Origin of the sequence: Dactylosporangium sp. CA-139114, assembly GCF_050955725.1 — a bacterium.
In the GTDB taxonomy this organism is placed as follows: Bacteria; Actinomycetota; Actinomycetes; order Mycobacteriales; family Micromonosporaceae; genus Dactylosporangium.
On record NZ_CP192080.1, the window covers coordinates 8364025 to 8383222 of the forward strand.

Consider the following 19198-nt stretch of genomic DNA (forward strand, 5'->3'; position numbering starts at 1 on the left):
GGGTGGGAGTGCGGGCTCAGGCGTCAGCGGGTCTGTTCCAGCCACGAAGCGTAGAGGCGGGCGTAGATCGACGCCGGGTCGCTCAGCAGGGCCGTGTGCGGGCCGCGCTGGACGACGCGGCCCTTGTCCACGACGATGACCTCGTCCGCGGACTGGGCCGTCGACAGGCGGTGGGCGATCGCGATGGTCGTGCGGCCGCGGGTCACGGCGTCCAGGGTGCGCTGCAGGCGCACCTCGGTCGCGGGGTCCACGGCGCTCGTCGCCTCGTCCAGGACGAGCAGGTCGGGGTCGGCCACGTAGGCGCGGGCCAGGGCCACCAGCTGCCGCTCGCCCACCGACAGGGACTCGCCGCGCTCGCCGACCTGGGTCCGCAGGCCGTCGGGCAGGGACTCCAGCCAGTCGTTCAGGCCCAGCGCGGTGAAGGCGTGCAGCAGGTCGGCGTCGGTCAGCTCGGGGCGGGCGAAGCGGACGTTGTCGGCGATCGTCGCGTCGAACAGGAAACCGTCCTGGGGCACCATGACGACCCGGCTGCGCAGCGAGTCGAAGCGGACGGTGTCCAGCGGCACGCCCGAGAGCAGCACGCGGCCCGTGCTCGGGTCCATGAGCCGGGTCAGCAGCTTCGCGAAGGTCGTCTTGCCGCTGCCGGTCTCGCCAACGACCGCGACGCGCGTGCGGGCCGTGACCGTCAGGTCGACGTCGCTGAGCACCTCGGGGCCGTCGGGGTAGGCGAAGTGGACGTGGTCGAAGCGCACGTCGATCGGGCCGTCGGGCAGCGCGCGGCCCTCCTTGCCCGGGTCGGCGACGTCGGGCTCGGTCTCGATGATGTCCAGCACGCGGCGCCAGCCGGCGATCGCGTTCTGGGCCTCGTTGAGCACCTCGGTGGCGACCTGCACCGGCTGCACGAACAGCGTGGCCAGGAACAGGAACGCGGTGAGCTGCCCGACGGTGAGGTGGCCGCCGACGCCGAGCAGGGTGCCCGCGACGATCACGCCGCCGAGCGCGAGCCCGGCCGCCAGCTCGCCGAAGCTCATGCTGATCACGTTGTTGGTCTGGGCGCGGAACTGGTTGCGCCGCGCCCGCTCGATCGCGCCGTCGAGCCGCTCGCCGGTGCGGCGCTGGATGCCGTAGGCGCGCACGACCGGCGCCCCCACGACGCTCTCGGCGATCACGCCGAGCATCGCGCCGACGCTCTCGCGCACCTCGAGGTAGAGCACGCTGAGCCGGCGCTGGAAGAACCGGACCACGAACACGAGCGGGGCGAACGCGGCGAAGACGATGAGGGTGAGCTGCCAGGAGTACCAGAGCATGACGATCGTGGTGACCGTGAGCTGGCCCAGGTTGACCACGAAGAGCAGGCCGCCGAACTGCAGGAACTGGCTGATCTGGTCGACGTCGCCGGTGACCCGCGAGACCAGCGCGCCGCGGCGCTCGGACTGCTGGTGCAGCATCGACAGATCGTGGATGTGCCGGAAGGTGCGCGCCCGGATGCCGGCCAGGGCCGTCTCGCTCACGGTGAACAGGCGCACGTTCATGAGGTAGGAGCAGACCATCGTGACGAGCAGCACCCCGGCGGTGACCGCCACGATGCGCGTGATCACGCCGAGGTCGGGGCCGCCCGGCGCGCGGATGCCCCGGTCGATGCCCTGCTGGATGGCGACGGGCACGGCGACGCGGCCGACGGTGGCGAGCAGGGCCAGGCCGAGCGTGCCGGCGAGCCCGGTGAACAGCTCCGGGGACAGGGCCAGGCCGCGGCGCAGCACCGACATGCGGGTGGCGGACGCGGCGGTCGCGGCCGCGCTCTCGACGGTGGTCATGCGCTCAGGGTCTCCTCGTCCAGCCGGCCGTCGCGGCCCTCGTCCAGGCGTTGGGCGCCGAGCCCGGGCCCGTCGCGGCCGTCGTCCAGCCGGTCGCCGTCGAAGACGTGCTCGCGCTCCCGCTCCTCCTCCGCCTTCTCGTAGGCGGTGACCAGGTCGGCGTAGCCGGGCGCGGTCTCCAGCAGCTCGGCGTGGGTGCCGCGGGCCACGACCCGGCCCCGTTCGAGGTAGACCACCTCGTCGGCGAGGGCGATCGTGGCCCGGCGGTAGGCGACGACGAGGATCGAGGCGGCCTGCGCGGGCCGGTCCGCCCGCGGCGCCGCCGAGCCGGCCCCGGCGGCCCCGTTCGCGGGCCGGGACCCAGCGGCCGGTGCCGCCGAGCCGGGCTCGCGGCCCGGGGACCCCGCGCCGGGGCGATCCGCGAGCGGTGCCGCCGGGGCCGGGCGGGAGCCGTCGTCGCGGCGCAGCGCGGCCAGGATCGCGGCCTCGACCCGCGGGTCGACGGCGCTCGTGGCGTCGTCGAGCACGAGCAGCCGCGGCGAGCCGGCCAGCGCGCGGGCGATGGTGAGCCGCTGGCGCTGCCCGCCCGACAGGGAGGTGCCGCGCTCGCCGACCATGGTGTCGAGGCCGTCGGCGAGGTGCCCGACGAACCCGTCGGCCTGCGCCAGCCGCAGCGCGCTCCAGGCCGCCTCGTCGTCGACGCCGGCCCGGTCGAGGGTGATGTTGCCGCGGATGGTGTCGTCGAAGACGAACGGGACCTGCGCGACGAGCGCGGTGCTGGCGGTCAGCGCGTCCTGGTGCAGCTCCCGCACGTCGACGCCGTCGAGCGTCACCGTGCCGGCCGCGGGGTCGACGAGCCGGGCGGCGAGCGCCGCGATGGTCGACTTGCCCGAGCCGGTGGGCCCGACCAGCGCGACCGTGCGCCCGGCGGGGACGTCGAAGGTGACCCCCGTGAGCACCTTGGGCCCGTTGCCGGTCTCGTCGGTGTAGGCGAAGTCGACGCCGTCGAAGCGTAGGGCGACCGGGCCGGTGCCGGTCAGGGCGGTGGTGCCGTAGACGGTGTCGCCCTCGGCGTCGAGCACCCGGCGGATGCGCTCCCAGCCCACGACGCTGCGGGGCAGCTCGGCGAGGACCCAGCCGATCGCCCGGACCGGGAAGGCCAGCACGGTGAACAGGAACGCGACGCTGACGACCTGCTCGACCCCGACGGCGCCGGCACGATACCGATAACCGCCGACGACGAGCACCGCCAGGGTGCCGATGCTGGGCAGCGCGTCGAGGACCGGGTCGAACATGGCCCGGACCCGGCCGACCCGGATGGTGGCGTCGCGCAGCTGCACGGCCTTGGCCGCGAACCGCTCGGTCTCCGAGGCCTCGCGGCCCATCGTCTTGACGACCAGGGCACCGTCGAAGCTCTCGTGCGCGACCGCGCTGACCTCGGCCCGCAGCTGCTGGGCCCGGGCCACCCGCGGCGACATGCGCCGCGAATAGGCCACGTTGACCAGCAGCAGCGCCGGGAAGACGGCCACGCCGACCAGCGCCATCGCCCAGTCGGTGACGAAGAGCGAGGCGACCGCGGCCACGAGCATCACGATGGTGCCGACCGCGAACGGGAACGGGGCGATCGGATACCACGCCGACTCCACGTCCGCGTTCGCGTTGGACAGCAGCGTCCCGGTCGCGTTGCGCTGGTGCCAGGCCAGCGGCAGGCGCAGGTAGCGGCGGGTGACGGCCCGGCGATACTTCGCCTGCAGGTTGAACTGCATCGCGCCGGCGCCGAGCCGGCGGCCGAAGATGCCCACGATCTTGCCGAGGCTGACCGCGAGCACGGCCAGGCCGCCCAGCACGAGCGTGCCGGTGCCGACGCGGCCCCGGTCGAAGGCCGGCACCACGATCTCGCCGACCACGCGCCCCGAGACGAATGCCGTGGCGATGGTCAGCAGGCTGAACAGCACGCTGCCGAGGACCGACCACACGAACATGTGAGGCTCGTCACGGACCGCGTGGCCGAGCACCCGGAAACCCTTCGCGAGCACCTTGCCACTGGTCAACACACGCTCCCTGGTTCCGCGACGGTAAGCGACCCGAACGCACGACAACCTTACCGACGAGGTACGACAATTTCGGGGCTAGCGTTATGCCCATGACTGCCTTCGCCCGTTCGGAGCGCGCGGCGCTCGCCGACGCGCTGCTCGCCGCCGGGCCGGACGCGCCCACGCTGTGCGAGGGCTGGGCGACGCGTGACCTCGCCGCCCACCTCGTGCTGCGCGAGCACCGCCCGGACGCCGCCGCCGGGATCGTGCTCAGGGCCGTCGCCGGGCACACCCGCAAGGTGCAGGACGATCTGGCCGCGGGCGACTACCCGGCGCTCGTGGACCGGGTGCGGCGCGGGCCGCTGCTGCTGCGCCCGTTCGACGAGGCGATGAACGCGACCGAGTTCTTCGTCCACCTCGAGGACGTGCGACGGGCCGCGCCGGGCTGGACGCCGCGCGACCTTCCGCCGTCGCACACCGAGGTGCTCGCCGCCCGCGCGAAGACCACGGCCCGCCTGTCCGCCCGCCGCTTCCCCGCCCGCGTCGAGGTCCGCGGCCCCGGCGTGGAGCCGTTCACGGTCAACCCGAAGCGGGAGCCCGTCGTGCGGGTGTCGGGCGCGCCCGGGGAGCTGGTGCTGTTCTTCAGCGGCCGCCAGTCCGTCGCCGAGGTGTCGGTGACCGGCCCGGACGATCTGGCCGAAAAGCTGCGCGGGGCCCGGCTCGGCATCTGAGGTACGACTGCTGGGTCTTGAATCTGGTTCCAGAGCACGCGTTCCGCCGCTTGCTCACGTTTCGGTTTCGGGTCTAGCCGGTAACGGGATCGACGGTTTACCGTCTGGTAACCGACGGACGTGACGGCGCTCACGGCTTGCGGCGTATTCTCCCGGACCGCCCGGAAGGCAGCCCGATCATGACCCAGACCCAGCGGCTCGAACTGCCGTACCGCTCGATCCCGGACATGTTCCTGCACCGGGTCGCCGCAACCCCCGACGCCCCCGCCTTCGGCCGCCCCGCCCCCGACGACGCCGGGGACCCGATCTGGATGACCTGGCGCGAGGTCGACGAGCACGCCCGGGCCATCGCGGCCGGCCTGACCACGCTGGGCGTCGCGCCCGAGGACCGTGTCGCGGTGCTGTCGAGCACGCGGCTGGACTGGATCCTCGCCGACCTCGGCGTCGTGCTCGCGGGCGCGGCGACGACGACCGTGTATCCCACGACCGAGCCCGAGGAGGCCGTCTACATCGTCGCGGACTCCGGCTCCAAGGTGCTCTTCGCCGAGAACCCCGAGCAGGCGGCGAAGCTCAAGGACGCGGAACTGCCGAACCTGACGCACATCGTGCTGATCGACGGGGCTCCGGACGGTACCGAAGCCAAACCGACGATGACCATGGCGGACCTGGAATCCGCCGGGCGCGCCGCGATCGCCGCGGACCCCGGGCTCATCGACGGCATCGTCGCGGGCATCGAGGGCGACCGGCTGGCGACGCTCATCTACACGTCCGGCACGACGGGGCGCCCGAAGGGCGTCGAGCTGCTGCACGCCGGCTGGGTGTGGCAGGGCAAGACGCAGCAGGACACGGGCGTGCTCACCGCCGACGACCTGCAGTATCTCTGGCTGCCGCTGTCGCACTCGTTCGGCAAGACGCTGCTGTGCGGGATCCTGTACGTAGGGCTGCCCACGTACGTCGACGGCCGCGTGGACAAGCTCATCGACAACCTCGGCCGGATCCGCCCGACGCTCATGTGCGCGGCGCCGCGGGTCTTCGAGAAGGTCTACAACCGCGTGGTGACCGGCGCCCAGGCCGACGGCGGGGCCAAGCTCAAGATCTTCACCTGGGCCCTCGGGGTCGGCAAGCGCGCCTCCGCCGAGCGGCTGGCCGGCCGCGAGCCCGGCGGCCTGCTCAAGTTCCAGCTCGGCATCGCCGACAAGCTGGTCTTCAGCAAGCTGCGCGCCCGCCTCGGCGGCCGGATGCGCGCGATGGTCTCCGGCTCGGCGCCGCTCGCCCCGGAGATCGCCGAGTTCTTCTTCGCCGCCGGGCTGCCGATCCTGGAGGGGTACGGGCTCACGGAGACGTCCGCGGGCTCCTTCGTCAACCGGGAGGGCAAGGCGCGCATCGGCACCGTCGGGCAGATCCTCGGCGACCTCGAGATCCGCCTCGACTCCGACGGTGAGGTGCTGCTGCGGGGCACGCCGGTGATGCGGGGGTACCACAACCTGCCCGACGAGACCGCGGCCGCGTTCACCGAGGACCGCTGGTTCCGCACCGGCGACATCGGCGAGCTCGACGACGCCGGCTACCTGCGCATCACCGACCGCAAGAAGGACCTGATCAAGACCTCGGGCGGCAAGTACGTCGCGCCGAGCCACATCGAGGGCCTGTTCAAGTCGGTCTGCCCGTACACCTCCCAGGCCATCGTCGTCGGCCAGGCCCGCAACTACGTGACGATGCTCGTCTCGCTCGACCCGGACGCGATCGCCGGCTGGGCCGCGGGCACGCCGCTCGCCGGCAAGTCCTACGCGGAGATCGTCTCCTCCCCCGAGGCCTTCGAGCTCGTCGAGGGCTACGTGCGCGAGCTCAACGCGAAGCTCAACCGCTGGGAGCAGATCAAGAAGTTCAGCATCCTCGGCCGGGACCTGTCCATCGAGGACGGCGAGCTGACGCCGTCGCTGAAGGTGAAGCGCCGGGTCGTGGAGAAGTCCTTCGCGGCCGACATCGACCGGATGTACGCCGGGACGCTCGCGGAGATATAAGGACCTCTATTCACACCCCACAGTGTCGTGGCCCCCGGGAACCGCCATCCCCGGGGGCCACGACGCGTCATCGCCCGGCCACGCGACCCGAGATCACCGTGGAGGCCGGGGAGCGGGTCAGGCCAGCACCGTCTGCGCCGACCAGGAGTGGCGGCGCGGCCGGTCCAGGTCGGTGCGGGCCTCCGCGAGCCGCCGCACCGCCTCGACCAGGTCCGCCTCCGGCAGCGTGAACGGCAGCCGCATGAAGCGCTCCATCGTGCCGTCCGCGCCGAAGCGGGGCCCGGGCGCCACGCGCACGCCCAGCTCCTCGGCCGAGCGGGCCAGCGCGCTGGACACCGGCGCGTCGAGCTCGGCCCAGATGACCATCCCGCCCCGCGGCAGGACGAAGCGCCACTCCGGCAGTTCGGCCCGCAGCGCCGCGGCCAGGGTGTCGCGCTGGACCAGCAGCTGCTTGCGGCGCGCGGCCACGATCGTGTCGCGGCGCTGCAGGAGGCGCGCGGCCACGAGCTGGTCGAGCACCGGCGAGGCCATGTCCACGCCGACGCGGGCCGCGGCGAGGCGGGCGATCAGGGGGGCCGGGCCGCGCACCCAGCCGATGCGCAGGCCGCCCCAGAAGGCCTTGCTCATGCCGCCGATCGTGAGCACCCGCGCGGTGCGGTCGAACGCCGCGACCGCCGGCGGCATCGCGGCGGCCACGTCCGGGTCCAGGGCCAGGTCCACGAAGGACTCGTCGATGATCAGGTCCGTGCCGGCGGCGTGCGCCGCGGGCGGCAGCTTCTCGCGCAGCGCGGCCGGCATCAGGTGGCCCGTCGGGTTGTGGAACTCCGGAATCAGGTACGCCACCCGCGCCTGAGCGGCCCGCACCGTCGACAGCAGCAGGTCGGCATCCCAGCCGTCGGGGCCGATGGCGTAGGAGCTGATCCTCGCCCGGCCGGCCACGAACGCGCTCAAGGCGTTCGGATACGTGGGGGTCTCCACGAGCGCGCGCTGACCCGGGGCGACCAGGAGTCGCAGCAGGAGGTCCAGGGCCTGCTGCACGCCGCCGGTGATCATGACCTGGTCCGGGGCCGTGGGCAGGCCGCGGGCGGTGTAGGCGCACGCGATCGCCTCGCGCAGGACCAGCAGGCCCATCGGCTGGTAGCCGGGGCCGCACAGGTACGGCTCCAAGTCCGCCACCGCCTCCGCCGCGGCCGCCGCGAACTCCGGCGGGGCCGGCATCGCGGCACAGCCCAGGTCGATCAGGCCGGCGTCGTCGCTCGGGGTCCACAGCCCCGACGTGCCCACCCGGTGCCCGGCCGGCAGCTCGGTCCAGCTGCCCGCGCCCCGGCGGCTCGACACGTGCCCGCTCTCGCGCAGCTCGCGGTAGGCGGCGGTCACGGTGGTCCGGCTGATGCCCAGCGCCGCCGCCAGCTCCCGTTCCGCGGGCAGCCGCACGCCCAGGGCCAGGCGGCCGTCGATGAGCAGGCCGCGCACCGCGTTGGCGAGCACCACGTACTCGGGACGTTTCCCGCCCGGGCCGCGCACCCCGACGGCGACCTGCCAGGCGTTGAGCATGCGGGCCAGCTGGGCACCGCGGACAATAGCCGACAACATTGGCCCCCTAAACGCGCTCGATTGGCCTCAGCCTGGCATCAGTGGCATCCGAGGGCAAGTCCAATTTCACCACGGCGCCGAGGAGCACACCGCCGACGATCGCGGCGCCGCCCACGAGGTCGTACCAGTGGATCCGCTCGTGCAGCACCAGCGCGGACGACAGGATCGCGAACACCGGCGCCAGGGCCGCGAACGGCGCCACGGTTCCGGCCCCGTAGCGGCCGATCAGCCGCCCCCACACCCCGAAGCCGAGCAGCGTGCTCAGGTAGGCGATGTACGCGATGGCTCCGACGGCGACGAGGTCCAGGCCCCGCAGGGCGCTCCAGACGTACGCGGGCCCGTCGACGGTCAGCGTCAGCAGCACCAGCGGCGGGGTGGCGACCGCGCTCACCCACACCATGAAGTTGAGCATGTCGGCGGCCGCGGCCTTGCGCATCGCGACGTTGGCCAGGCCCCAGGCCGCGCCGGCCGCCACGACCAGCAGGAACGCGCCCAGCGGACGGTCCAGGCCGAGCTGGGTGGCGATCAGCACGATCCCCGCCCCGGCCAGCACCACGCCGCCGATGCGCCTCGGGCCGGGGCGGTCGCGCAGCAGTACCGTCGCGAAGACCAGCGTGAAGACGACCTGGCTCTGCAGGACCAGCGCCGACAGCCCGGACGGCAGCCCGGCCGCCATGCCGGCGAAGAGCAGCGAGAACTTCACCACCCCGAGCGCGATCCCGGTCGCGATCACCCAGCGCCAGGGCGCCTTGGGCCGGCCGACCAGGAACACCGCGGGCAGCGCGGCGACCCCGAAGCGCAGGGCACAGAACAGCAGCGGCGACATGCTGTCCAGGCCCACGTGGATGACCACGAAGTTGACGCCCCAGATGAGCGAGACCACGGTCGCCAGGGCGAGGTCGCGAGGTTTCATGGCTCGATGATTGGCCCTCGAACCGTGAAGCACCATCGCAAAGTACTGCATCCAGGTTTTAGCATTGCTTCATGCTTGACCTGTCGCGCCTCCAGGCGCTCCGCGCGGTCCAGACGTTCGGCACGGTCACGGCCGCGGCGGGCGCGCTGCACATCACGCCGTCGGCGGTCTCCCAGCACATCGCGAAGCTGGAGCGCGAGACGCACACCACGCTCGTGGAGAAGGACGGCCGGCGGCTGCGGCTGACCGAGGCCGGGCGGGTCCTCGCCGAGCACGCGGGCCGGGTCCTCGCGGCGGTCGAGGAGGCCGAGGCGGCGCTCGCCGCGCACCAGGAGACGGTGTCGGGGCGGCTGAGCATCTCGTCGTTCCCGACGGCGTGCCGGGGCCTGCTCCCCCACGCGCTGCGCCGGCTCGCGGCGGACCATCCGGCGCTGGAGCCGACGCTGCTGGAGACGGACCGGGAGGCGAGCTTCGCCGGCATCCTGCGCGGGATCGTCGACGTCGCCCTGATCGACGAGTGGCTGGAGATCCCGGTGACGTACCCGCCCGGCGTCGCGAGCGTCGAGCTGGGCCTGGACGTCGGGGACCTGATCCTGCCGGCCGGGCACCCGCTCGCCGACGGGGCCGGCCCGGTCACCCTCGACGAGGTCCGCGAGGAGCGCTGGATCGGCTCGACGCCGGGGACCGTCTGCCACGAGTGGCTGCTGCGGATGCTGCCCGGGCTGCGCCCGGCGATCCTGGTGAACGAGTTCGAGACGCAGCTGACGTTCGTCGCCGAGGGGCTCGGGGTGGCGTTCATCCCGCGCCTGGCCCGCACCGCGCTGCCGCCCGGGGTGCTCGCGCGCCCGGTGGCCCCGGAGGCGGCCCGGCGGGTGAGCGTCGCGTGGCGGGCGGCGGCCGCGACCCGGCCGGCGATCGGGGCGACCGTCACGGCGCTGCAGGAGGCGTGGGCGCTGCGCCCGGCGTCGGGCGAGCGACCCGACTGGGTGACCGGCGGGGCCGCAATTCATGTGGTGTGAGGCAAGTTTTCCCAGGTCGTAAACGTGGGCCGGGCGCGGTTCGCACCATTGTTCATTCAGCGTATTCACGTCTGCGCGGATTCGGGCCGCCCCTTACATTCATTGGTATGGCCCTCTTCCGTTCCCGGACCGCGACCGGCGCCGGCATCCTGGCGACGGTCCTGCTGGTGCTGATCTTCGGCAACCAGATCTTCACTGAGTGGGTCGACCGGCACAGCGACGGTTCGACCGTTTGGGGCTTCTTCCTGCGCATGCTGGCCTGGCCGCGCTGGTGGATCAGCCCGCGTGACGGCTCCGGCAACGCCGCCCGGGAGCTGCTCGCCAACGACCTGCGCGCGCTGCTGTTGATCCTGTTCGTCGCGCTGGTCCTCGCCGTCTGCGCCAAGACGGTGGCCGGCGGCGGCGGCGCGGTCGTGATCGGCTGGGCGGCCCTGATCTTCGGCGCCGCGCTCGCCGCGTTCACGACCGCGTTCATCATCGCCGACCCGACGATGCTCGGGGCGCTCAACGCCGCCGCGGCGGCGTCGGCCTACGGCCTGTTCGTCGGCTGGATCGTCGGCATCGCCGTCGCCGCCGGCAAGAAGGCCGGCTGACCCTTACCGGATCGGGTGCCCGGCGGTGCGCAGGGCACCCTTCACGTCGCCGATCGTCAGCTCGCCGAAGTGGAACACGCTGGCCGCGAGCACCGCGTCGGCGCCCGACGCGACCGCCGGCGCGAAGTCGGCGACCTTCCCGGCCCCGCCGCTGGCGATCACCGGGATGTCGACGACCTCGCGTACGGCCCGGATCAGCTCCAGGTCAAAGCCGTCCTTGGTGCCGTCGGCGTCCATCGAGTTGAGCAGGATCTCCCCCGCCCCGAGCTCGGCGACCCGCGCCGCCCACTCGACCGCGTCCAGGCCCGTGCCCCGGCGCCCGCCGTGGGTGGTGACCTCGAAGCCGCTGGGCCGGCCCGCGCCGCGCCGCACGTCGAGCGAGAGCGTGAGGACCTGGTTGCCGAAGCGCTGGGCGATCTCGGCGATGAGCTCCGGGCGGGCGATCGCGGCCGTGTTCACCCCGACCTTGTCCGCGCCGGCGCGCAGGAGCGTGTCGACGTCGCCGACGCTGCGCACGCCGCCGCCGACGGTCAGCGGGATGAAGACCGTTTCCGCCGTACGGCGGACGACGTCCAGCATCGTGGCGCGCCCGTCCGAGGAGGCGGTCACGTCGAGGAAGACGAGCTCGTCGGCGCCCGCGGCGTCGTAGGCGGCGCCGAGCTCGACCGGGTCGCCGGCGTCACGCAGGTTGAGGAAGTTGACGCCCTTGACGACCCGCCCGGCGTCGACGTCGAGGCACGGAATGACCCGCACGGCAACCGTCATGCCGACTCCTGCAGCGCCGTGAGGGCCTCGGTGACGGTGAAGGCGCCGGCGTACAGGGCCTTGCCCACGATCACGCCCTCCACGCCCGCGGGCTCGAGCGCCGCGAGCTGGCGCAGGTCGTCGAGCTTGGACACGCCGCCGCTGGCGATCACCGGCTTCTTCGTGCGGCCGGTGACCTCGAGCAGCAGGGTCAGGTTCGGGCCGGTGAGCGTGCCGTCACGCATCACGTCGGTGACCACGTACCGCGCGCAGCCCGCCTTCTCGAGCCGGTCGAGCACCTCGAAGAGGTCGCCGCCCTCCTTGGTCCAGCCGCGGGCCGCGAGCTGGTGCCCGCGCACGTCGAGGCCGACCGCGACCTGCTCGCCGTAGGTGGCGCAGACGTGGTCGCACCAGTCGGGGTTCTCCAGCGCCGCGGTGCCGAGGTTGACGCGGGTCGCGCCGGTGGACAGCGCCGCCTTCAGCGAGGCCTCGTCGCGGATGCCGCCGGAGAGCTCCACCCGCACGTCGAGGCGGCGGACCACGTCGGCGAGGAGTTCGGCGTTGGAGCCGCGGCCGAAGGCGGCGTCGAGGTCGACGAGGTGAATCCACTCCGCGCCCTGCCGCTGCCAGGCCAGGGCGGCCTCGAGCGGGTCGCCGTAGGTGGTTTCGCTGCCGGCGGCGCCCTGGACGAGACGGACGGCCTGGCCGTCGGCGACGTCGACGGCGGGCAGGAGCTGCAGGGCCATGAGTGTCAGATCCTTCGGTCCAGAACGAGCACGGTGAGCGCCGGGGTGGCGACGATGAGGATCGCGCTGATGCCGATCCGGGCCGGCCAGGAGTCGATCGACGTCCAGACCAGGGCCAGGACCGCCAGCACGAGGATGGCGATGATGGTGCGCTGCTTCCAGGAGCGGCGCGCGAAGATCTTACCGGTCCGCCCGACGCGGACCTTGGGCACCAGCCGGCGCACGGCGGCCCGGCGGGCCTGTTTGCGCTCGTGCCGGCGCATCCGCTCGGCGCGCTCGGCCTCCAGCAGCGCGCGCCGTTTCGCCCGTTCCTTGGACAAGCGGGATCAGAGCGTCCCGAGCCAGTTGGCGAGCAGGGTCGCCCCGGCGTCGCCGGACTTCTCGGGGTGGAACTGCGTGGCCCGCAGCGCGCCGGTCTCGAACGCGGCGACGAACGGCTCGCCGTGCACGGTGGTCGCGACGCGCACGCCGGCCTCGGCCTGAGCATCGGTGACCGTCGAGGCGTAGGAGTGCACGAAGTAGAAGCGGGTGTCGTCGGGCAGGCCGGCGCCGAGGACCGAGCCCTCGGGCCAGGCGACCGTGTTCCAGCCCATGTGCGGCACGACCGGCGCCTGCAGGCGGGTCACCGTGCCGGGCGCGAGGCCGAGGCCCTTGGTGACGACGCCGTGCTCCTCGCCGGCGTCGAACAGGATCTGCATGCCGACGCAGATGCCGAGCACGGGCGCGCCGGTGCGGACCCGCTCGGCGATCACCGGGCCGGCGCCGAGGGTCTCGATGCCGGCCATGCAGGCCGCGTAGGCGCCGACGCCCGGCACGACCAGGCCGTCCGCGCGGGCGGCCCGGCCGAGGTCATCGGTGACCTCGACGTCGGCGCCGACGCGGGCCACGGCCCGCTCCGCCGAGCGCAGGTTGCCGGAGCCGTAGTCGAGAATCACCACGCGTTTCGCCACGATCCGCCTCCCCTTAGTTGAGCCACAGCACGCCGGCGGCCGCGGAGATCGCGGCCAGCAGCAGCGTGATGACGAACGGTACCTTCGACTTGCTCTGCTGCCGCAGCGAGAGCGCCCCGCCGAGCAGCACCCCGGCCAGCGCCAGCAGAGCGATGCTCACAGCGCGCCCTTGGTGCTGGGCACGACACCGGCGTTGCGGGGGTCGATCGCGCAGGCCTGGCGCAGGGCGCGGGCGACGGCCTTGAACTGGGCCTCGACGATGTGGTGGGCGTCGGGCTGGGCGCCGTGGCGACCGGCCCGCAGGATGCTCACGTGCAGCGTGACCTTGGCCGAGTGCCCGAAGGACTCCCAGATGTGCCGGGTGAGGCTCGTCGGGTAGTTGCCGCCGATGTGCGGGGCGATATTCGCCGGCTCCTCGTGGACCACGTACGGGCGGCCCGACAGGTCGACGACGGCTGAGGCGAGCACCTCGTCGAGCGGGACCTGGGCGTGGCCGTAGCGGGTGACGCCCGCCTTGTCCCCGAGCGCCTCCGCGAACGCGGCGCCGAGGGCGAGCGCGGTGTCCTCGACGGTGTGGTGGGCGTCGATCTCCAGGTCGCCGACGGTGTTGACCCGCAGGTCGAAGCCGCCGTGCTTGGCGATCTGGTTGAGCATGTGGTCGTAGAAGCCGACGCCGGTCGAGATCTCGCCGACCCCGGTGCCGTCGAGATCGAGCTCGACGAGGACCTTGGTCTCCTTGGTGACCCGCTCGATCCGGGCGGTACGGCTCACGTCGGCACCTCCGCTTCGCTGCGGTGATGCCGCGGCATCACCCTGAATTTCCTGGTGAGCGGCCTCTCCGCTCCGCTGCGAACCGCTCACAACAACTCCTCGAGTGCGTGCAGGAAGGCGGACGTCTCCTCGGGCGTGCCGGCGGTGACGCGCAGCCAGCCGGGCAGCCCGACGTCGCGGATGAGCACGCCGCGGTCGAGCAGGGCCTGCCAGACCCCCTTGCTGTCGCCGCCGGGGGCGCCGAACAGCACGAAGTTGGCGTCGCTGTCGGCGACCGGCAGGTTCCAGCCGCGCAGGGTGGCCACGATGCGGTCGCGCTGCTCCTTGACCGCGTCCACGCTCGACAGCAGGGCGTCGGTGTGCGCCAGGGCGGCCCGGGCCACGGCCTGGGTCATGGCGCTGAGGTGGTACGGCAGCCGCACGAGCTGCACCGCGTCGACCACGGCGGCGTCGGCGGCCAGGTAGCCGACCCGCCCGCCGGCGAGCGCGAACGCCTTGCTCATCGTGCGCGTGACGACCAGCCGCGGGTACCGCTGGATCAGGCTCAGCGCGAAGACGGTGCCGGTGCGCGCGAACTCGGCGTAGGCCTCGTCGACGATGACCATCCCGCGGGCCGCCCCGGCCGCGGCCTCGACGACGTCGAGGGGCAGCGCGGTGCCGGTCGGGTTGTTGGGCGAGCAGAGGAACACCAGGTCCGGGTCGTACTCGCGGATCTTCGCCACCACGTGCTCGGCGTCGAGGGTGTAGTCCTCGGCGCGGCGGCCGTCGACCCACGCGGTGCCGGTGCCCGCGGCGAGCAGGGGGTGCATGGAATACGACGGCGTGAACCCCAGCGCGGTGCGCCCGGGCCCGGCGAAGGTCTGCAGCAGCTCCTGCTGGATCTCGTTCGAGCCGTTCGCGGCCCAGACGTTGTGCCAGGTCAGGCCGTGTCCGAGGTAGGCGGCGAGGTCGGTGCGCAGGGCGACGGCGTCGCGGTCGGGGTATCGGTTCAGGTCCCGCAGCACCGAGGAGAGCGCCTTCTCCATCTCCGCGACGGCCGCCTCGGGCACGGGGTAGGAGTTCTCGTTGGTGTTGAGGCGCACGGCCACGTCGAGCTGGGGCGCGCCGTACGGCGACATCCCCCGCAGCTCGTCGCGCAGTGGCAGGTCGTCCAGCGTGGTCATGCGTCGAACCTGACGGTGACGGCGGCGCCGTGGGCGGGCAGGTCCTCGGCGGTGGACAGGGCCACCACGTGCCCGGCGACCTCGCGCAGGGCGTCGCGGCTGTATTCGATCAGCTGCACCCCGCGCAGGAACGTCTGCGTCGACAGCCCGGACTGGTGACGCGCGCAGCCGCCGGTCGGCAGCACGTGGTTGGAGCCGGCGCAGTAGTCGCCGAGCGAGACCGGCGACCACGCCCCGACGAAGATCGCCCCGGCGTTGCGCACCCGCTCCGCCACGGCGCGCGCGTCGCGGGTCTGGATCTCGAGGTGCTCGGCGCCGTACGCGTCGACGACCCGCAGCCCCTGCTCGAGGTCGTCGACGAGGACGATCGCGGACTGCGTCCCGCGCAGCGCCTCGGTGACGCGCTCGAGGTGCTTGGTCGCGGCCACCTGGCGGGCGACCTCGGCGTCGGCCGCGTCGGCCAGCTCGGGGCTGGTGGTGACGAGCACGCTGGCCGCGAGCGGGTCGTGCTCGGCCTGGCTGATCAGGTCGGCGGCGACGTGGCGCGGGTCGGCGGTGTCGTCGGCGAGGATCGCGATCTCGGTCGGGCCGGCCTCGGCGTCGATGCCGACGGTGCCGCGCAGCATGCGCTTCGCGGCGGTCACCCAGATGTTGCCCGGGCCGGTGATCATGTCGACCGGGGCGCACCCGGGCTCTTCGTCGCTGAAGCCGTATCCGAGCATCGCGATCGCCTGCGCGCCGCCGACCGAGTACACCTCGTCGACCCCGAGCAGCGCGCACGCCGCCAGGATGTTCACGTTGGGCAGGCCGGTGTCCTTCTGCGGCGGGCTCGTCACGGCGATCGAGGCCACCCCGGCGGCCTGGGCCGGCACGACGTTCATGACGACGCTGGACGGGTAGACGGCCAGGCCGCCGGGCACGTAGAGCCCGACCCGGCCGACCGGCAGCCAGCGCTGGGTGACGGTGCCGCCCTCGGCGAGGACGGTCGTGGTCTCGGTGCGGCGCTGGTCCTCGTGCACCTTGCGGGCCCGGGCGATCGACTCCAGCAGCGCGGCGCGCACATCCGGCTCGAGCTCGGCCTCGGCCCGCTCGATCTCCTCGCGCGGCACGCGCAGCTGCTTGACGTCGACGCCGTCGAAGCGCCTCGCCGCCTCGCGGATCGCCGACGCGCCATGCTCACGGACCGCTTCGACGGTCGGGCGCACCTGCTCGGTGGCGACGGATACGTCAATGGCGGCTCGGGGCAGCAGACGGCGCGGGTCCTCGGCGGAGCCGCGCAGGTCGATCCGGTTCAACACCCTTGCGAGTCTATTCGGCGTCGCCAGCGGTTATGCGCCGCCGTCCCGCCCTGCGGGCTGTCGGGATTGTGCCCAGCGCCAGTCGAGCTCGTCCGGCGCCGGGGCCGGTCCGGGGAGGTCCCCGCGCTCGCCGGCGCGCAGGCCGTCGAGGATGAGGGTGAGGTACCGCCGGCGAAGCTGCCCCGTCCGTTCCCGGTCCGGCCCGCGGATCGCCGCGCACCCCTGCAGCACCAGCGTGATGTCCGTCGCCCCGGCGTCGGGGCGCAGCCGCCCGCTCGCGTGGGCGCGCTCGATCAGCCCCTCGACCAGCCCCCCGGCCCGCGCCGCGTCGGCGATCATCTCCGGCGTCGAGGTGAACGCCCCGGCGAGGTGCGCGGTGAGCGAGTGCACGTCGGCGTCGACGACCGCGCGGAGGAAGCCGGTCAGCGCCTCCCACCCGTCCTCCAGCGCGGCGGCCGCCTCGGCCTCGGCGATGAACCGCGTGAGCCCGTCGTGGCAGAGGGTCCTCAGCAGCGCTTCCTTGCCGTCGTACCGCCGGTAGAGCGCGCTGATGCCGACACCGGCCCGCTCGGCCACGGCGGCGATCGGCGCCTTGGGGTCCTCGATGAACACGTCCCGCGCGGCGGCGAGGATGGCCCCGTCGTTGCGCTCGGCCTCCCGCCGACGTCCCATGACCCGACCTTACCGGAACGGACCATTCCGGTCTCATACGCCGCCGCGCGTCCTGAGCGACGGTGCCGCCCGGGCTCGGCTACGCTTCGGCTCGTGGAGCTGCTGCCGCTCTTTCCGCTGGGCACCGTGCTGTTTCCCGGGCTGGTGCTGCCGCTGCACGTCTTCGAGCCGCGGTACCGGACGCTCGTGCAGCATCTCACCGAGCTGCCGGCGAGCCTGCCGCGCGAGTTCGGCGTGATCGCGATCCGGCGCGGCTGGGAGGTCGGCCGGCAGTCGGAGGCCTCGGACGCGTCGATCACGGCCGGGGAGTCGCTGTCGCTGTACGAGATCGGCTGCGCGGCCGAGATCCGGCAGATCACCGAGCTGCCCGACGGCCGCTTCGACCTCATGACGCTGGGCCGGCGCCGGTTCCGGCTGCTCGGGCTGGCGCGCAACGACGCGCCGTATCTGACCGGCGAGGTCGAGTGGCTGCCCGAGCCGAAGGGCGAGCCGGACCGCGAGGGCCGGCTGGCCGCGGGCGTGCTGGCGGCCTACCAGGACTACCTGCGCGCGGTCCGCGCCGACGAGGACGGCGAGCAGCTGCCGGACGACCCGACGGTCCTGTCGCACCTCGTCGCGGCGACGGCGTCGCTGACGCTGGAGGATCGCCAGGCCCTGCTGTCCGAGCCGGACACGGCGAGCCGCCTGAAGGCCGAACGCGCCCTGCTCCGCCGCGAGACGGCCCTGCTCGGCCAGGTCCGCGCGGTCCCGGTGTCACTCTCCGACCTCGCGGTCCCCTCAAGCCCGAACTGATCCCCCGCCCGCGCTCGCCAACCCGTCCCCGCCGAAGGCGACCCGCTTCGGCACCGAGGCCACAGCGAGCGCGAGCGGTTCCCCTCGCACTCCGGCACCGGGACCCGCCGCCGACGTCGGACGGCCGCGTCGCCGGTGCCGTTGCGGCGTCAGGAGCGCGGAGGCTCCGCGTTCGGCGACCCCGGCCACACCGGCGGGTCCGACGACGGGGCCGCAGGCGGCGGTGGGGCGCCAGGGGCGGTCCAGTTCGCCGGCCCGGCGGACGTCTCGGACTCGGCCGACGTCGACGGCGCGGGCGCACCGGGGTGGTGCACAGCCTGGTCGAACCGCGCCGCGCCCGAACCCGGCTGAGCCGCACCCGGGGCGCCCGGGAACTGCTGGGCCTGGTCGTACGCCGCCGCGAGCGGACCGGGCGCCGCCGGATGCGGGCCGGGCGTGGCCGGATGCGGGCCGGGCGTGGCCGGTGCCGGGGCGCCGGGGAACTGGACGGCCTGGCCGCCGGGAGCCGGCGGGTAGGGCGATGGCGAGCCCGGGTGCGGACCCGAGGCCGGGTAGGGCGCCGGGTGCGGCGCGCCGGGTGGCGGCGAGAGGTACTCGGGCGGGATGTTGTCGTAGCGCAGCGTCGGCGACACGTGGAAGCCCGCAAGGCCCGTGTAGACCGCGGCCGCCGCCAGGCTCTGGATGAGCATCGTGCCGCGGACCCAGGGGATGAAGCCGAACAGCAGCGACGAGACGCCCGTGCGCAGCTTCACCGGGCGGAAGATGTGCGTGTCGACCGGGGCGTGCTTAGCCAGGTCCGTGTAGTGCGCCCAGCCGATCCTGCTGCCGAGCCAGGCGCCGAGCACCGAGGCGCCCGCGGAGCCGATGACCAGGCCGAGGAGCATGAGCGGGCCCCGGTATCGCCGCAGCAGGAACCACGCCGCGAGCGCGACCAGGATGCCCATGCCGATCGCCATGAGGACGAACCAGCCGTCGTCGGCCCAGTAGCCCTCGGGCTCCGGGTCGATCGGATACGGCCCGTACTGCGTCTGCACCAGCTCCACGTGCGGCGCCAGCTTCGACCACAGCAGGCCGAAGGGCGCGCCCAGGCCCGCGACCACCACGGCGGCGAGCAGGGCGACGAGCACCTCCCGAAGGATCGGCACGCGCGCCGGCCGAACGGCCTCGGTCTGCTCGACGGGCGAAATCGGGGCGATGCTCACGATCCCATCCTGCCAGGCCGACGCCTCCACCCGGCAAGCGAGTCGACATCACCTTTCGAACCCGGCGAAACCCCCGCATCCCGCCCCGAAGCCGCCGAATCCCCCGAAGTTCCCGGCCCCGCCGCGCCCGAGAACGGGTCGCG

General features: G+C 73.6%; 19 protein-coding genes. 5 read left to right on the plus strand and 14 right to left on the minus strand.

Going from position 1 to position 19198, the window contains the following annotated elements; genetic code table 11:
* Window positions 1-23: 23 nt before the first annotated feature.
* A complete protein-coding gene (locus tag ACQP2P_RS37425) occupies window positions 24-1814 on the minus strand; it encodes an ABC transporter ATP-binding protein (protein ID WP_433609125.1) in 1791 nt (596 codons plus the stop codon).
* On the minus strand, window positions 1811-3850 hold the full coding sequence (locus tag ACQP2P_RS37430) for an ABC transporter ATP-binding protein (protein ID WP_433619420.1): 2040 nt from the start codon (window positions 3848-3850) through the stop codon (window positions 1811-1813). The genes ACQP2P_RS37425 and ACQP2P_RS37430 overlap by 4 nt, the downstream gene beginning before the upstream one ends.
* Before the next feature lie 107 nt (window positions 3851-3957).
* Here ACQP2P_RS37430 and ACQP2P_RS37435 point away from each other — a divergent pair, with 107 nt between their 5' ends.
* Both ACQP2P_RS37435 and ACQP2P_RS37440 read left to right on the plus strand, forming a co-directional pair.
* A complete protein-coding gene (locus ACQP2P_RS37435; protein ID WP_433609127.1) occupies window positions 3958-4578 on the plus strand; it encodes a TIGR03085 family metal-binding protein in 621 nt (206 codons plus the stop codon).
* Window positions 4579-4757: 179 nt separating this feature from the next.
* Window positions 4758-6599 (plus strand): AMP-dependent synthetase/ligase, encoded by a 1842-nt coding sequence (locus ACQP2P_RS37440; RefSeq protein WP_433609129.1) that lies wholly within the window; start codon window positions 4758-4760, stop codon window positions 6597-6599.
* A 117-nt stretch (window positions 6600-6716) separates the two neighbouring features.
* Here ACQP2P_RS37440 and ACQP2P_RS37445 read toward each other — a convergent pair whose 3' ends face one another.
* Complete coding sequence (locus ACQP2P_RS37445; protein WP_433619422.1) at window positions 6717-8189, minus strand: PLP-dependent aminotransferase family protein; 1473 nt, start codon at window positions 8187-8189, stop codon at window positions 6717-6719.
* A gap of 10 nt (window positions 8190-8199) precedes the next feature.
* Window positions 8200-9105, minus strand: coding sequence for an EamA family transporter (locus tag ACQP2P_RS37450; RefSeq protein WP_433609131.1), 906 nt, complete (start codon window positions 9103-9105; stop codon window positions 8200-8202).
* Window positions 9106-9176: 71 nt separating this feature from the next.
* Here ACQP2P_RS37450 and ACQP2P_RS37455 point away from each other — a divergent pair, with 71 nt between their 5' ends.
* On the plus strand, window positions 9177-10124 hold the full coding sequence (locus ACQP2P_RS37455) for a LysR family transcriptional regulator (RefSeq protein ID WP_433609133.1): 948 nt from the start codon (window positions 9177-9179) through the stop codon (window positions 10122-10124).
* Window positions 10125-10231: 107 nt separating this feature from the next.
* Window positions 10232-10717, plus strand: coding sequence for a hypothetical protein (locus tag ACQP2P_RS37460; RefSeq protein WP_433609135.1), 486 nt, complete (start codon window positions 10232-10234; stop codon window positions 10715-10717).
* Between the two features lie 3 nt (window positions 10718-10720).
* On the opposite strand, the gene hisF is transcribed toward ACQP2P_RS37460, so the two are convergent.
* From hisF to ACQP2P_RS37505, 9 genes are all read right to left on the minus strand, one after another.
* Window positions 10721-11482 carry an imidazole glycerol phosphate synthase subunit HisF gene (hisF, locus tag ACQP2P_RS37465; protein ID WP_433609137.1) on the minus strand — a complete coding sequence of 254 codons (762 nt, stop codon included), beginning with the start codon at window positions 11480-11482 and terminating at the stop codon, window positions 10721-10723.
* Entirely contained in the window at window positions 11479-12207 is a 729-nt protein-coding gene (priA, locus tag ACQP2P_RS37470) for a bifunctional 1-(5-phosphoribosyl)-5-((5-phosphoribosylamino)methylideneamino)imidazole-4-carboxamide isomerase/phosphoribosylanthranilate isomerase PriA (protein ID WP_433609139.1), read from the minus strand. Before priA ends, hisF begins: the two co-directional genes overlap by 4 nt.
* A 5-nt stretch (window positions 12208-12212) precedes the next feature.
* Complete coding sequence (locus ACQP2P_RS37475) at window positions 12213-12527, minus strand: hypothetical protein (protein WP_433609141.1); 315 nt, start codon at window positions 12525-12527, stop codon at window positions 12213-12215.
* A 6-nt stretch (window positions 12528-12533) separates the two neighbouring features.
* Complete coding sequence (gene hisH, locus ACQP2P_RS37480; protein WP_433609143.1) at window positions 12534-13157, minus strand: imidazole glycerol phosphate synthase subunit HisH; 624 nt, start codon at window positions 13155-13157, stop codon at window positions 12534-12536.
* A gap of 13 nt (window positions 13158-13170) precedes the next feature.
* Window positions 13171-13317 carry a hypothetical protein gene (locus tag ACQP2P_RS37485; protein ID WP_433609145.1) on the minus strand — a complete coding sequence of 49 codons (147 nt, stop codon included), beginning with the start codon at window positions 13315-13317 and terminating at the stop codon, window positions 13171-13173.
* The gene (gene hisB, locus ACQP2P_RS37490; RefSeq protein ID WP_433609147.1) at window positions 13314-13928 is read right to left on the minus strand and encodes an imidazoleglycerol-phosphate dehydratase; all 615 of its coding nucleotides are present in this window, start codon (window positions 13926-13928) and stop codon (window positions 13314-13316) included. The genes ACQP2P_RS37485 and hisB overlap by 4 nt, the downstream gene beginning before the upstream one ends.
* Window positions 13929-14014: 86 nt before the next feature.
* Window positions 14015-15091 (minus strand): histidinol-phosphate transaminase, encoded by a 1077-nt coding sequence (locus ACQP2P_RS37495; RefSeq protein WP_433609149.1) that lies wholly within the window; start codon window positions 15089-15091, stop codon window positions 14015-14017.
* Window positions 15088-16389 carry a histidinol dehydrogenase gene (gene hisD, locus ACQP2P_RS37500; RefSeq protein ID WP_433609151.1) on the minus strand — a complete coding sequence of 434 codons (1302 nt, stop codon included), beginning with the start codon at window positions 16387-16389 and terminating at the stop codon, window positions 15088-15090. Before hisD ends, ACQP2P_RS37495 begins: the two co-directional genes overlap by 4 nt.
* 30 nt (window positions 16390-16419) lie before the next feature.
* A complete protein-coding gene (locus tag ACQP2P_RS37505; RefSeq protein ID WP_433609153.1) occupies window positions 16420-17061 on the minus strand; it encodes a TetR/AcrR family transcriptional regulator in 642 nt (213 codons plus the stop codon).
* Window positions 17062-17154: 93 nt separating this feature from the next.
* Here ACQP2P_RS37505 and ACQP2P_RS37510 point away from each other — a divergent pair, with 93 nt between their 5' ends.
* Window positions 17155-17853, plus strand: a complete 699-nt coding sequence (locus tag ACQP2P_RS37510) for an LON peptidase substrate-binding domain-containing protein (protein WP_433609155.1) — start codon at window positions 17155-17157, stop codon at window positions 17851-17853.
* A 149-nt stretch (window positions 17854-18002) separates the two neighbouring features.
* Here the strand turns inward: ACQP2P_RS37510 and ACQP2P_RS37515 are convergent, their stop codons facing one another.
* Window positions 18003-19055, minus strand: a complete 1053-nt coding sequence (locus tag ACQP2P_RS37515; RefSeq protein ID WP_433609157.1) for a hypothetical protein — start codon at window positions 19053-19055, stop codon at window positions 18003-18005.
* Window positions 19056-19198 lie beyond the last annotated feature (143 nt).

Excerpts from the sequence above, each read along its gene's own strand:
- ACQP2P_RS37440 (WP_433609129.1), top strand. The coding sequence starts at position 4,758 with ATGACCCAGACCCAGCGGCTCGAACTGCCGTACCGCTCGATCCCGGAC.
- hisF (WP_433609137.1), bottom strand. The coding sequence starts at position 11,482 with ATGACGGTTGCCGTGCGGGTCATTCCGTGCCTCGACGTCGACGCCGGG.
- ACQP2P_RS37495 (WP_433609149.1), bottom strand. The coding sequence starts at position 15,091 with ATGACCACGCTGGACGACCTGCCACTGCGCGACGAGCTGCGGGGGATG.
- ACQP2P_RS37460 (WP_433609135.1), top strand. The coding sequence starts at position 10,232 with ATGGCCCTCTTCCGTTCCCGGACCGCGACCGGCGCCGGCATCCTGGCG.
- ACQP2P_RS37425 (WP_433609125.1), bottom strand. The coding sequence starts at position 1,814 with ATGACCACCGTCGAGAGCGCGGCCGCGACCGCCGCGTCCGCCACCCGC.
- ACQP2P_RS37455 (WP_433609133.1), top strand. The coding sequence starts at position 9,177 with ATGCTTGACCTGTCGCGCCTCCAGGCGCTCCGCGCGGTCCAGACGTTC.
- ACQP2P_RS37450 (WP_433609131.1), bottom strand. The coding sequence starts at position 9,105 with ATGAAACCTCGCGACCTCGCCCTGGCGACCGTGGTCTCGCTCATCTGG.
- priA (WP_433609139.1), bottom strand. The coding sequence starts at position 12,207 with ATGGCCCTGCAGCTCCTGCCCGCCGTCGACGTCGCCGACGGCCAGGCC.
- ACQP2P_RS37435 (WP_433609127.1), top strand. The coding sequence starts at position 3,958 with ATGACTGCCTTCGCCCGTTCGGAGCGCGCGGCGCTCGCCGACGCGCTG.
- ACQP2P_RS37505 (WP_433609153.1), bottom strand. The coding sequence starts at position 17,061 with ATGGGACGTCGGCGGGAGGCCGAGCGCAACGACGGGGCCATCCTCGCC.